This window comes from Allobosea sp., from assembly GCF_030695125.1.
GTDB lineage: Bacteria > Pseudomonadota > Alphaproteobacteria > Rhizobiales > Beijerinckiaceae > Allobosea.
Genome location: NZ_JAUYTP010000029.1, coordinates 146,936 through 160,775, shown reverse-complemented (window position 1 = coordinate 160,775; position 13,840 = coordinate 146,936). Strand labels below are relative to the sequence as shown.

At 69.5% G+C, this 13,840-nt stretch carries 5 protein-coding genes; 3 read left to right on the top strand and 2 right to left on the bottom strand.

Annotated elements, in window-relative coordinates:
• The first annotated feature begins 401 nt into the window (after positions 1–401).
• Together Q8S38_RS09135 and Q8S38_RS09130 are read left to right on the top strand one after the other, a co-directional pair.
• On the top strand, positions 402–1,514 hold the full coding sequence (locus tag Q8S38_RS09135) for an efflux RND transporter periplasmic adaptor subunit (protein WP_305680106.1): 1,113 nt from the start codon (positions 402–404) through the stop codon (positions 1,512–1,514).
• The gene (locus Q8S38_RS09130; RefSeq protein WP_305680105.1) at positions 1,511–4,597 is read left to right on the top strand and encodes an efflux RND transporter permease subunit; all 3,087 of its coding nucleotides are present in this window, start codon (positions 1,511–1,513) and stop codon (positions 4,595–4,597) included. The genes Q8S38_RS09135 and Q8S38_RS09130 overlap by 4 nt, the downstream gene beginning before the upstream one ends.
• Before the next feature lie 124 nt (positions 4,598–4,721).
• Here the strand turns inward: Q8S38_RS09130 and pbpC are convergent, their stop codons facing one another.
• Together pbpC and Q8S38_RS09120 are read right to left on the bottom strand one after the other, a co-directional pair.
• Positions 4,722–6,812, bottom strand: a complete 2,091-nt coding sequence (pbpC, locus tag Q8S38_RS09125; protein WP_305680104.1) for a penicillin-binding protein 1C — start codon at positions 6,810–6,812, stop codon at positions 4,722–4,724.
• Positions 6,813–6,922: 110 nt separating this feature from the next.
• Positions 6,923–12,172, bottom strand: coding sequence for an alpha-2-macroglobulin family protein (locus Q8S38_RS09120; protein WP_305680103.1), 5,250 nt, complete (start codon positions 12,170–12,172; stop codon positions 6,923–6,925).
• A 224-nt stretch (positions 12,173–12,396) separates the two neighbouring features.
• On the opposite strand from Q8S38_RS09120, the gene Q8S38_RS09115 reads away from it, so the two are divergent.
• A complete protein-coding gene (locus Q8S38_RS09115; RefSeq protein WP_305680102.1) occupies positions 12,397–13,821 on the top strand; it encodes a trypsin-like peptidase domain-containing protein in 1,425 nt (474 codons plus the stop codon).
• Positions 13,822–13,840: the final 19 nt, after the last annotated feature.

The window sequence follows — 13,840 nt, the reverse complement described above, 5'->3', positions numbered from 1 at the left end:
GCGATGGGCTGACGGCCTGCGGTTGGCTCTGCAAGGCCGTGTGGCAAGGCCGCCCCGTCTCTTCCTTTTCGGAACGGGCTGCTAAAAATGCTTTTCATTCAACGGCTTCTGCCGGGCATTGGTCTGCTGCGGTCGCTCGCCGGCTTAGCGCCGCGCCCGGCGCGGCGTGGCCTGGGCGCGGGGTGCGGGGGCGAGCTGGCTGGGCCTGCTCCAGACCGGGGCGGCCTCGGCGGGTTGCCATGCCGTATCGCGTCGGTTTCCGCCGGTCGTGCGGCAAGCATCTTGCAGGGCGCGACAGCGGGTTCTGGCGCCGCGACCGTCATGATTCCGACCCTCAGGGTCTTTATCAAAGCATCAGCGCCAGTCTAAGACACCATGATGGTTTCGGAGCGTCCCACTCGATGAAATTGTTTGCCTATCTGCTCCTGATCGCCGGTCTCGCCGGTGGCGGCTATTATGGCTACCAGCAGTTCAAGCCTGGCCGCGGGCCTGTCCAGGCTACCGCGCCAGCCGCGCGGGGGCCCGTTCCCGTGGAGGTCGCCAGGATCGAGCGGGCGACGGTCAACGAGGAGGTCGAGGCGCTGGGGACGCTGGCGGCCGACGAATCCGTGGTGATCGCGCCCGAGATCGCCGGCCGTGTCATCGCGCTCGGCTTCCGCGAGGGCCAGCGCGTCGAGAAGGGGCAGTTGCTGGTCAAGCTCGACACGGCGATCCTTGATGCCGAACTCAAGCAGCTCCAGGCCGATCTCAGCCTCGCGCGCGACACGTTCCAGCGCAATCAGTCGCTCGTTCAGCGCGGCGCGGGCACGCAGGTCGCGCTCGAGCAGGCCACCGCGCAGCTCGCGTCCAGCGAAGCCCGCATCCAGCTCGCGCAGGCCAAGCTCGCCCAGTCGGCGATCATGGCGCCGTTCAACGGCGTGGTCGGGCTGCGTTCGGTCAGCGTCGGCGACTATGTCGCGGTGGGCAAGCAGCTGATCACACTGACCAATATCGATCCGATCAAGGTCGATTTTCGGGTGCCGGAAATCTTCCTGGGGCAGGTCAAGGTCGGCCAGACGATCAGCCTGAAGGTCGATGCCGTGCCGGGCGCCGATTTCCGGGGGCAGATTTTCGCCGTCGACCCCGTGGTCGACGTCAATGGCCGCGCGATCAGGCTGCGCGCCACCGTTCCCAATGCCGATCTCGTTCTCAAGCCCGGCCTGTTTGCCCGCGTCACCATCGTCGTCGACCGGCGGGAGAACGCGATGCTGATCCCTGAATCGGCCGTGGTGCCCGATGGCGTCGGCAAGATCGTCTACATCGTCGAAAACGGGAAGGCCAAGCGCGTCCCCGTCGAACTCGGCAAGCGCCTGCCCGGCAAGGTCGAAATCGTGAAGGGACTGACGCCGCAGATGCAGGTCGTCAGCTCGGGCCAGATGAGGCTGCGTGAAGGCGCGACGGTGTCGATCAAGAACGCGCAGCCGCCGGTGCAGACCAGCGCCCTGCCCGGCGCACCTTCGAGCCCGCAGCCATGAGCCTGTTCGAACTCTTCGTTCGCCGGCCCGTCCTCTCGACGGTGCTGAGCCTGCTCGTTCTGCTGGTTGGCGCGGTCTCCTATACGCGGCTGACGGTGCGCGAATATCCCAACATCGACGAGCCCGTCGTCTCCGTCCGCACGGTCTATTCCGGCGCCAGCGCCGAGATCATCGAGACGCAGGTCACGCAGATCCTCGAAAACTCGATCGCCGGGATCGAGGGCATCGAGATCATCTCCTCGACCAGCCGCCAGGAGCAGAGCAACATTTCCGTGCGCTTCCGGCCCGACGTCGATCCCGACGTCGCCGCCTCGGATGTGCGCGACCGCGTCAGCCGCGTGCGCGGGCGCATGCCGACCGAGATCGACGAGCCGATCATCGCCAAGGTCGAGGCCGACGCCCAGCCCATCCTGTTTCTCTCGCTGGTCAGTTCGCGCCACAACCCGCTTGAGCTGACCGACTTCGCCGATCGCTTCATCACCGACCGCGTCCAGAACATCACTGGCGTGGCCGAGGTGCAGATTCGCGGCGAGCGGCGCTACGCCATGCGGATCTGGCTCGATCGCGCCCGGATGTCGGCCTACAACATCACCGTCCAGGAAATCGAGGCGGCGGTCCGCGCCCAGAACGTCGAGATCCCGTCAGGCCGGATCGAGAGCAACAACCGCGAGTTCACGGTGCTGTCGCAGACCGGGCTGACGACGCCGGAACAGTTCCAGCAGATCGTCGTCAAGGATGTCAGCGGCTTCCCGGTCAAGCTTCGGGACGTCGCGAAGGTCGAGCTCGGCGCGCTGGCCGAGCGCAACGCGGCGTGGTTCACGGGCAAGTCGTCTGTGACGATCGGCATCATCAAGCAGGCCACGGCCAATCCGCTCGACGTCTCCAGCGGCGTGCGCGCGGCCCTGCCGGAGATCATCGAGGACCTGCCGGATGGCATGACCATCGCGACCTCCTATGACAGCTCGGTCTTCATCGATCGTTCGATCCAGGCCGTCTACACGACGATCCTGGAAGCGACGGTCCTGGTCGTCCTGATCATCTTCGTCTTCCTGCGCTCGCTGCGCGCGACGCTGATTCCGCTCGTCACCATTCCTGTCTCGCTCGTGGGGTCGTTCGCGCTGATGTATGCGCTGGGCTTCACCGTCAACACGCTGACCCTGCTCTCCATGGTGCTGGCCATCGGGCTTGTCGTCGACGACGCCATCGTCGTGCTCGAGAACGTCCACCGTCATATCGAAGACGGGATGGAATCGAACGCGGCGGCGATCCGCGGCATCAACGAGATCGCGTTCGCCGTCATCGCGATGACGCTGACGCTGGTGGCTGTCTATGCGCCGATGGCGTTCTCGACCGGCCGCACCGGCAAGCTTTTCATCGAGTTCGCGCTGACCTTGGCGGGTGCGGTGCTGGTGTCGGGCTTCGTCGCACTGACGCTGACGCCGATGATGTGCGCCAAGCTGTTGAAGCACGAGACCTCGCATAGCTGGCTCTACAATGTGATGGAGCGCGGCTTCAACGGCCTGTCGCGCGGCTATCGCGCTTCGCTGCGGGCGGCGCTGTCGGTCCGGCCGCTGATCGTGATCGTGGCGCTGGGGGTTGCCGGCGCCAGCTACTTCTTCTTCACGAATTTGCGTTCCGAGCTGGCCCCGGTGGAGGATCGCGGCACGATCACGGCGATCGGCGTCGCGCCGGAAGGTGCGACGATCGCTTTCACGGCGGAATATGCCCGCCGCGTCGAGGAGGTCGTCAGCAAGATTCCCGAGGTGCAGACCTATCTCGTTATCGTCGGTTTTCCGGATGTGACGCGCGCCATCGCGTTTGCGCGCCTGAAGCCGTGGGAGGAGCGCACCCGCAAGCAGCAGGACATCGTCGCGCAGATCAACCGCGAGTTGTCACAGATTCCGGGCATCAGGCTGTTTGCGACCAATCCGCCTTCGCTCGGTCAGGGCGGCGCCAGCAGCCGGCCCGTCGAGTTCGTGCTGCGCTCGTCGGAATCCTACGTCCAGATCAAGGACTATGTCGATGCCGTCATCGCAGAGGTCGCCGGCTCGCCGGCTCTCACCAACGTCGAGTCCAACCTCATCCTCGACAAGCCGCAGATCAAGGTCTCGATCGACCGGCAGCGCGCGGCCGACCTCGGGGTCGGCGTCGATGTGATCGGCCGGACGATGGAGACGCTGCTCGGCGGACGGCAGGTCACCCGCTTCAACATGAATGGCGAGCAGTACGATGTCGTCATTCAGGTCGCGGGCGAGGACCGCAACACGCCTCAGGCGCTGCAGTCGATCTATCTGCTCGGTCGTGGCGGCGCCGTCGTGCAGTTGTCGAGCCTCGTCACGGTCGAGGAGGGGGTCGCGCCCAAGGAGTTGATCCGCTTCAACCAGCTCCGCTCGGCGACCATCACCGCCGTTCCCGCGCCGGGCTATTCTCTGGGTGACGCACTGACGGTTCTCGAACAGGCGGCCGCCAAGGTGCTGCCGAAGACGGTGCAGATCGACTATGGCGGCCAGAGCCGCGAGTTCAAGCAGTCGGGCGCCTCGATCGCCATCGTCTTCCTGCTGGCGCTGGGCTTCATCTATCTCGTGCTGGCGGCGCAGTTCGAGAGCTTTATCGACCCGATCGTGATCATGGTCTCGGTGCCGCTCTCGCTGACCGGCGCGCTGGCGGCGCTGTATTTCACCGGCGGCACGATGAACGTCTACAGCCAGATCGGGCTGATCACGCTTGTTGGCCTCATCACCAAGCACGGAATCCTGATCCTGGAGTTCACCAACCAGCTTCGGGAGGAGGGCAAGGAGATGGTCGAGGCCCTGGTCGAGGCGGCCGAGCTCCGGCTGCGCCCGATCCTGATGACGACGGGGGCGATGGTGCTTGGCGCGGTGCCGCTGGCGCTTGCGACCGGCGCCGGCGCCGAAAGCCGCTCGCAGATCGGCTGGGTCATCGTCGGCGGCATGACCTTCGGCACGTTCCTGACGCTCTATGTGGTGCCGGTCGCCTATTCCTACCTCGCGAGCAAGAAGCGCTCGGTGCATGGGCATGCGGTGAAGGAGACGCCGGCGGCGCATCCGCAGCCGGCGGAGTAAGGGCCCCACGTCATTCTCGGGCGCAGCGAAGCGCAGACCCGAGAATCTCAGGCCGCGCTGGCACGGTCGGGCCGTTCGCGAACCGTGAGATGCTCGGGTCAAGCCCGAGCATGACGAACGGCTGCTATTGCAGTCGCACCGAGACGCTTTCGCTGGCGCCGGTGCCGTCGATCACCGAGATCCTCAGGAACCCTTTGCCCGGCGGCTGCCAGATCGCTTCGCGACGCCGTGTCGGGCTGAGGATCGGGGCGCCGTCGACGAGCCAGGTGTAGGGCGGCGCGCCGCCCGCGACCTTGAGGTTGAGCTCGGGCCGGCCGTCGGCGGCCGAGGCGGCGAGATCGATGCGCGCGCCTTCGGGCGGGAAGGCGAGCCTCAGCGACGGCGTCGTCATCGCGGCCATGGTCTTGGGCACGTCCTGGCGCAGATGGCGCAGCGGCGGCGGCAGATGGGCCGATGTCGCGACGATGCTGTCTGGCGGCTGCGGGAAGGGGCGCGGATCGAGGCCGAGCCGGGCGAAGGCGTCGAACAGGATGGGCGCGGCGACGACGCGCCCGACGAGGCCGGGCACCGCGCCGTTGTCGGCGCGGCCGACCCAGACGCCGATCGTATGCTTGCGGTCGAAGCCCACCGCCCAGGCGTCGCGATAGCCATAGGAGGTGCCGGTCTTGAAGGCGATGCGGCCGGGAACGGCATTGAGCGGCGGCGGGGCGCCCAGCAGCGTGTCGGCGACATACCAGGCGGCGACGGGTTCGACGAGGCGCGGCGAGGGTGCGCCCCCGTCCTGCGCCCGCACCCGCAACGGCGCGACATCCCCGCCCCTCGCGAGCCCGACATACAGCCGCGTCAGGTCCTGCAGGGTGATGCCGAGACCGCCGAGCCCGACGGCGAGGCCGGGCGCGCCACCTTCCCGGGGCATGGCGACCGCAACCCCGGCATCGCGCAGTCGCGACAGGAAGCGTTGCGGGCCGAGCGCCGAGAGCAGCTCGACCGCCGGCACGTTGAGCGAGAGCTGCAGCGCCTTGCGGGCCGAGACCATGCCCTGGAAGGTCATGTCGAAATTCTCGGGCACGTAGAGCCCGTAGCGCGCCGGCCGATCCTCCAGCATCGTCTCGGGATGGGCGATGCCGTTATCGAAGGCGAGCGCGTAGATGAAGGGTTTCAGCGCCGAGCCCGGCGAGCGCAGCGCCCGCGTCAGGTCGAGCGAGCCGGCCCGCTCGGCAGCGAAGTAATCGACGCCGCCGACCGAGGCGCGGATCTCGCCGGTCTCGTTGTCCACGGCGAGGATGGCGATCGAGACCTGGGGGCTGAGGCCGAGGCTGCGGTCGCGGGCCAGCGCTTCCAGCGCTGACTGCAGCCGCGCATCGAGGCTGAGGCGATGGCTGCGGGCGGCCGGCGCTTCCGCCACGACCTGCTCGGCTACATGGGGGGCGAGGTTGGGGAAAGGCTTTCGCGCTGTCGGGACAGGCTCGTCGCGGGCCGCCGCGACCTCGGCGGCCGTGGCGAGGCCGGCCTGTTCAACGCGGGCCAGCACGCGGTCGCGGGCCTTGCGGGCGGCCTCGACGTAGCGGTCCGGCCGGCGCGTCTCGGGCGATTGCGGCAGGGCGACGAGGAGCGCGGCCTCGGCGGTCGAGAGGCGCTTCGGCTCCTTGCCGAACCAGGCGAGGCTGGCAGCCCGCACGCCCTCGAGATTGCCGCCGAAGGGGGCGAGCGTGAGGTAGAGGTCGAGGACTTCCGTCTTGGTGAAACGCCGTTCCAGTTCGATGGCGCGCACCGCCTGCCGGAGCTTGGCCGCGAGTGTGCGCTCCTCGCGGGGCTCCAGCAGGCGCGCGACCTGCATGGTCAGGGTCGATCCGCCGGAGACGATGCGGCCGTTCCACAGCATCTGGCCGGCGGCGCGAACGAGCCCGAGCGGGTCGATGCCGGCATGGCTGTCGAAGCGCCTGTCCTCGAAGGCCTTGAGCATGGCGAGGTAGCGCGGGTCGACGTCGCTCGCGCCGACCGGGAGCTTCCAGCGTCCATCAGGCGTCAGGAAGGGGCGCAGCAGCCGGCCCTCGCGGTCGAGCACCACGGTCGAGCGGTCGGTGGCGGCCGTGAGGTCGAGCGGCGGAAGGGTCGCGGCATAGTGGAGGAGCGTGGCGGTCGCGGCGGTGAGGAGCAGGGCGAGCGATCCGGCTGCGATCTTCAGCTTGCGGAAGCAGCGGCGTTTCGCCGTCATGCTCGGGCTCGACCCAAGCATCTCAGGCAGGGAGGGCGCTCCTTCCTGCGAGAAATTCTCGGGTCCCGGCTTCGCCTCGCCCGAGAATGACGGATTGTGATCGCCGTGCATCACCGCGCCGAGGCGATGTCCACCGTGCCGAAGGCCGTCCGCCCGAAGCGGTCGGGACGGTACATGTCCTCGATGATGGCGGCAGGCGCCACATAGCGGCCGGGCGAGACGGCGCGGGCGATGTAGGCGACCGTGTAGACGAGCTTCTGGTCGTTGCCGCCCGAGCGCTCGAAGGCGGCGACGTAGCGGTCGTCGCGCGCCTCGGTATGGACCGGGTAGACCTCCTGCTTCAGCCAGTCGAGGCCGGCGACGGAGGCGCCCTCGGTCAGGTTGGCGTTCTCGATCTCAAGCCCGGCGGGGACGGGATCGACCAGCAGCAGACGGCCATAGCGGCTGGCTGGCTCGGTGACCGTGAGCGCCACGACATAGCGCTCGTTCTGGCGCAGGCGGGCCGGGTCGGCCCTCTCGCCCTTCATCGTGTAGATCACGCGCTCCAGTCCGAAACCCTGGTTGAGCGCCGGCTCCGCGCCGGTCGGGATGCCCGCGACGGTGATGACCGCCTGGGCGGTCGCGGCGGCGGGGTTGGCGACCGTCAGCGGCTTCTGTTCCAGCGCCGCAGCCGAAAGGGTGCGGTAGAGCGGCCCCTTCCGCTCCGTGCCGTCGACGGTCAACGTCATGCCTTCGGCGTCCTTCGCCATCGCCTGGGCGGCGAGCACCATCCAGGCCTGCTCCTGCGTCGAGGTGGAGCGGGCCGCGTTGCGGGCGCCGTCGAGGATGGCGGCGGCGCGGCCGATCTCGGCCCGGTCGCCGGACGATTCCGCGATCAGCGCCAGAACCGCCGCGCCGTCGCGCAGTCGCGAGCCGTAATCGGGCCGCGACAGGCTGTCGTCGCCGCGCTCCTGCAGCCCGGCGAGCGCGCTGACGAAAGCGGCGCGGCCGCGGCCGCGATCGCCGAGCGCCGAGAGCGCCGCACCGATCTGGGCGCGGGCCATGGGTGTGGCGAAATCGGCGAGCTTGTTGTCGGCGAGATAGCGCAGATCGCCCATCACCGGGCGGCCGTTGCGGGCGAGCACATAGAGCGCATAGGCGATGCCGGCCGCGTCTTCCTTGACGATCTCGCCGGTGTTGACGACCTGGTTGCGCAGCCGGTCGAGCGCGAGATTGAAGGCGGTCTGCGGCACCGGGAACTGACGCTCGCGGGCCCGCGTCAGGAAGTCCGCCGTGAAGGCGTCGAGCCAGAGATCGTCGCCGCCGACGCCCCAGAGCCCGAAGGAGCCGTTGGCGCCCTGGCGGGCGAGCACGCGCTCGATCGCGGTCTGGACCCGCTCATCGGCATTGGCGTCGAGCGCGAGATGCTCGAGCGAGGCGAGCCGGTTGACATGGAGCAGCGGCATGGCGCGGCTCACCGTCTGTTCGGTGCAGCCATAGGGGTAGCGGTCGAGCGCCTTGAGCAGGGCAGGCACGTCGAGCGAGGCGAGCGGCGAGACGGAGACCGAGACCTGGCCGGAGCCGGGCACCAGATCGGCCAGAAGATCGGCCGAGACCGTGATCGCGCCGCCATTACCGGGGATCGGGCGCACGATCCGGCGCGCGATCGTGGCCGCGGAGGGCTGCACGCGGACGGCGAGGTTCTGCACGGTCCCGACGCCGCCGGGTCCGCTGATGCGGACATCGAACTCGGCGCGGCCGAGGCCTGCGGCCGTGACGGGGATCGTCATCTGGGCCTTGGCCCCGGCGGCGAGCTGGATAGTCCGGCGGGTCGCGTCGGTCGGCACCAGCACCGGGCCGCGAATGTCGAGATCGACGAGATAGGGGCCGGCCGGGCCCTCGACATTGTCGATGGAGAGGTGGAAGCGCGACTGGTCGCCGATGGCGAGGAAGCGCGGCAGCGTCGCCTGCGCGACCACCGGATCGCGCACGATGACCTCCGTGCTGGCCTGGCCGGTGCGGCCGGCCGACCAGGCGACCGCCATGACGCGCAGCGAGCCATTGAAGGCCGGCAGCTCGAAATCGACCTTCGCGATCCCGTCGGGGCCGACCTTGACCACGCCGGAATAGCGGGCGACCGGCTCCTGCGTCGGCTTCTCGCCTTCGAGGGAGGGGGCGGCGTCGCCGCCGCTGCGGATCGCGCCGCGCGTGCCCTGCATGCCGTCGATGAGATAGCCATAGAGGTCGCGCAGCTCGTGCCCGATCTGGCGCTGGCCGAAGAAGAACTTGCTCGGATCGGGGCTTTCGAAGCGGGTCAGGTTGAGGATGCCGACGTCGACGGCGGCGACCGTGACGAAGGCGTCCTCGCCGGCCCGGGCGCCAGTGACCTTCACCGGCAGCGACAGGGTCGAGAGCGGGCGCACGAGAGGCGGCGCGCCGAGATCGAGCGCGAGCGTACGGCTCTCCTTGCCGATCGAGAACCAGGACAGGCCGATCGCCCGGCCGGGTAGGCGCTTGGCGGCGGCATCCATCGGCCGGTGGGCGAGCACGACGAGATAGGCGCCCGCGCCCCATTCCGCCTTGACCGGGACGGTCGCGGTGGTGCCGCCGGTCGCGATGTCGATGGTGCGGAGATCGACGACGCGGTCGGTGATAACCGCGAGCGTGGCCTTGCCGGCGAAGCGGGGACTGAGGCGGATATTCAGGCTTTCGCCATCCGCGTAAGCCGTCTTGTCGATGATGACGTCGAGCACGTCGGGCGTGTCGGCGGTCTTGTCGGCCTCGTAGCCGACGCTGAAGGAGACAGAGGTTTCGGTCGCGTCCGGTCCGTCGGCGGCGACGTCGAGCCGGTAATTGCCCCATTCGACCGGCGCGGCGATGCGGGCGGGCGCGGCCTCCGCGACCGCGACCTCGCCATCGGCGACGCGGCGGGTCGACTTGACGCCCTCATAGTTCCAGCGGCCGTCCTGGAAGAACCACTGATAGTTGCGCGTGACCTTGGACAGGGTCCATTTCACACCGGCCCTGGCGAGGCGGCGGCCGTCGCCATTGGCCATGACGACGTCGAAGGTCGCGGTCTGGCCGTTGCCGAGTTCGCCGTCCTTGAAGGCCTTGCGCACGCCGATGGCGGCGCCCTTGGGGACGATCGGCAGCGTGACGGAGCGTGCGATGGCGCGCCCGCCGGGTTCGCCGACGCGGATGGTGAACTCGGCTTCGAGCGGGCGGTTGGTCTCCGGCTGCGCCACCGGGTTCGTCACGGTGACCTTGCCGGCGGCGTCGGTCGTCGTGCTCTCCTCGAACTCGGACTGGACCGGCTCGAAGGCCTCGTCGGTGAGGCCGACCTGATAGCCGGCAAAACCCGGAATGGCCGACTGGCCGGCAGCCCGGATCGTCATCGAACCGGTGACGTCGAGGCCTGAGCCCGGCGCGCCGTAGAGATAACGCGCGCTGACGTCGATCTCGGCCGGCTGGCCGGCCTGCAGGAACGGCGCCTTCGGTGATAGGGTCAGTTCGAGCCGCTCGGGAACGTAATCCTCGACCAGGAAGGAGACCTCGCCGATGGCAGGGCCCTTGGGATCGGCATAGGCCTGGACGCGCCAGGTGCCGGTTGCCGCACCCGAGAGCAGCGGGATCGAATGGGCACGCCCGCCGGCGCCCTGGTCCTCGACCTGGCGGCGGCGATACTCGACGCCGTCGGGCCGCTTGACGACGAGCGTCAGCGGCAGGCCGGTGACGGCGACGCCGCGCGCATCGCGCAGAAGGCTGGTCAGATAGACCGTCTCGCCGGAGCGGTAGACGCCGCGCTCGGTGTAGAGGAAGGCGTCGAGCCCGGCGGGGGCGACGCGGCCCTTCACGCCGCGATCCGAGAGATCGAAGGCCGTCTGCTTCAGGTCGAGGAAGCCGTAATCCTCGGCGAGCGAGGCGGTGACGAGGCCGGGTGCATTGCCGCCCTGGCCCTTGGCGAGGCCGGCATCGAAGCGGGCATAGCCGTTGGCGTCGGAGCGGATCGTCGCCAGCACCTCGTTGTTCTTCGCCAGCAGGCGCAACTCGGCATTGGCGACGGGGGCGGCATCGGACAGCGAGCGCACCAGCACATGCACGCCGTCGGGACCGGAGAAGGAGGTCAGGCCGAGATCGGAGACGACGAACCACTGCGTCGCGCGCGTCGTGCCGTCGTCATAATCGCCATCGCTGTCGGAGGGCGCGGGTGTCCGGCCGCCGCTCGGCCTGGCGAACATCACATAGACGCCGGGTTTCAGCGCGCCGACGGCCTCCACCACGGGGAAGGCGGTGACGACGTCCTTGTTCAGCTCGGACTTGACCTCCATCGACCCGGTCCAGACGCGCTGGCCCTTGTCGCTTTCGATCTGCTTCGACTGATAGGCGCCGAGCTGGCCGAGGAAATCCTCGGAATGGACCGAATTGATCAGGTTGCGGTCGCCGATGCGCATGACCTCGAGGTCGAGCCTGTCGGCATTGACGGAGACGACCGGCACGCCCTGCTGGCCGGTGCGCGGCAGGACGTAGTTCTTGCCGGTGAAACGGACGGAGGGCGTCCGGTCGCGGACATAGACCTCGTAATCGGCGGATTTCAGCAGCTTCTCGTCGGGGATCGCCGAGGGCACGCCCTGGCGGATGACGAAGCCGTAGCGCTCGCCATGGCGCAGGCCATCGACGCAGATCTGGCGGTCCTCCGCGGTGACGGCGAAATCGCCCTTGCCGCCGGAGATGGCGACGTAAGGAGCGAAATCGATGCGGCCGCGGGCGAGGGGTTCGGAGAACTCGAAGCAGGCGCGCGGGCTCGCGGCATCGGCATCGACCTTGTTGCCGGTCAGGCGGAAGCCGCGCTGCTCGCGCAGACCCTCATAGGCGGTGCGCAGCGAGGCGTTGTCGACGAGATCGAGGCTGAGGCGATAGGTCGTCAGCGCCGGGCGCCAGAGTTCGTTCTTCTCGAAGATGCGGGCGAGAAGGCCCAGCGAGGCGGCTTCGTCATTGCGGCTCGTGGCGCGCTGATAGGCGAGATAGGCGGCGCTGATGGCGCGCTCGCGCAATTCCCAGCGCTCGCGATAGTCGCGCGGCTCGATGGCGTTGGCGGCGCGCGCCATCAGGCGCCAGCCCGCCGCGCTGGCGGGCTCGGCGACGACGGCGGCATTGGCCTGGGGCAGGGCGGCGCGGGCATCGCCCCGGGCGAGTGCGGCCTCGCCGGTCCGTACCAGATCGGCGGCCGAGCGGGCGCCGGCGGAGACCTCGCGCTTGAGGCGCTCTTCGAGCCGCTGGCCGTCGGCGGCGAGATCGTTGCGGACATAAGCCTTCTGCGCGAAGGCGGGGTGGGCGGCGAGGCTCAGGCCCAGAACCAGCGCGAGACGGGGCAACAGGCGCATGGGCATTTCCTCCAGATGACGTCCCACATTCCGGCTGCCCAGGGCCAAGACCGGATGACGGGTGTGGTCGCGGCGGCAGGCTATCACCGGCATCGATTGGCGCAATCCGAAAGCGCGCGGCGAGCGGGCGGGTGGCATTGGCCGGACCGCGATGCGCTGCCGGAATCGCTTGCAGGGGCTGTCGATCTGACGCTCAATGCCGGCCGTCGGGGTGGGAGGCGATCATGAGAGCCCGTTCGTTGCGTCTGATCGTGTCTGCGGCGCTGATGCTGCCTGTCTGCGCGGCGCTGTCCGCCGGGGCACTCGCACAGGCCCCCGCCCCCGCGGCCAATCCGCAGCTGGCCGCGGCCCAGGCCGGTTTCGAGAGCCTGCCCGAGCCGGAACGCCGGGCGATCCAGGCCGATCTGATCTGGAGCGGGCATTTCAACGGCGCGGTCAGTGGCAGCTACGGGCCCCTGACCTTCCGCGCGATCAACGCGTTCAAGGCGGGGAAGGGTGCGCCCGATGGCGTGCTGACACCGCCCGAGCGGCGCAGCCTCGCCCAGGCGGCGCAGGCGGCGCGCGAGGCGGCGGGCTTCCGCGTGATCGCCGACGAGCGCACGGGCCTGCGCATCGGTATCCCCATGGCGGTCCTGTTGAAACGGGACGTCTCGCCGTCGGGCAGTCGCTGGCAGAGCGCCGACGGCAAGATCACGCTCGATACCTCTGCGACGCCCCCGGGGGAGACGCTGGAGGCCGTCTACGAGAAGGCGACAGCGCCGACGCCGAACAATCCGGGCCGGAAGATCACCTACAAGCTGCTGCGGCCGGATTTCTTCGTCGTCACCGGCGAGACGCCGACCGGCAAGTTCTACCGCCGCCTCGCCGCCGGCCCGACGGGACTGCGCGGCTTCGCGATCGGCTACGAGAAGGCACTGTCGGCCACCGTGGACAAGCTGGTGATCGCGATCGCGTCGAGCTTCGAGCCTTTCCCGAGCGGTCCGTTGCCCGGCGCCTCGGCCGTGGCGTCCGTTCCCGCGGCTCCTGTGGCGGCGACGGCTGCCGCAGTCCTCCAGCTTCGTCCGACGCAACGCCATGGCGTCGCCGTGGCGCTCGCCGATCGCGTCGTGGCGACGGCCGCCGCCGCCATCGAGGGCTGTCGCGCGTTGCAGGTCGGCGGGCGGCCGGCCCAGCTGCGCGGGGCGGTCCAGGGCGGGCTCGCGCTGCTGGAGGTCCAGGGAGGGGCGGCGCTGTCGGTGCCGCCGCTGCGCCGGGAGGCCCTGACCGAGGGCGAGCCGCTTCTCCTGCTGGCCTTCGGCGACGAGGGCGGGCGGCGCGTGTCCCTCGCCCTGCCCGGGCAGGGCCTGACGATCGGATCCGGTTCGGTCGTGTCGGCGCCGCTCCAGCCCGGGCAGGCCGGCTCTCCGGTTTTCGACCGGCAGGGGCGGCTGGCGGGGGTCGTTACCGGCAATCCGTCCGACAAGGTGCTCGTCGCCGGCGTGGCGCCCCAGCGCAGCTACGCCGTGGCCGACGGGAGCGCGCTGCAGGATCATGCGGCCAGGAACGGGCTGCCGCCGCGGGCCGCCGCGGCGCCCGGCCGCGATCTCAGCACCGGCGCGATCGTCGAGACGGTGGCGGCGTCGGTCCTGCCGGTCGCCTGCGCCTTGTAGAAATTGCTGCCAAGGCAGT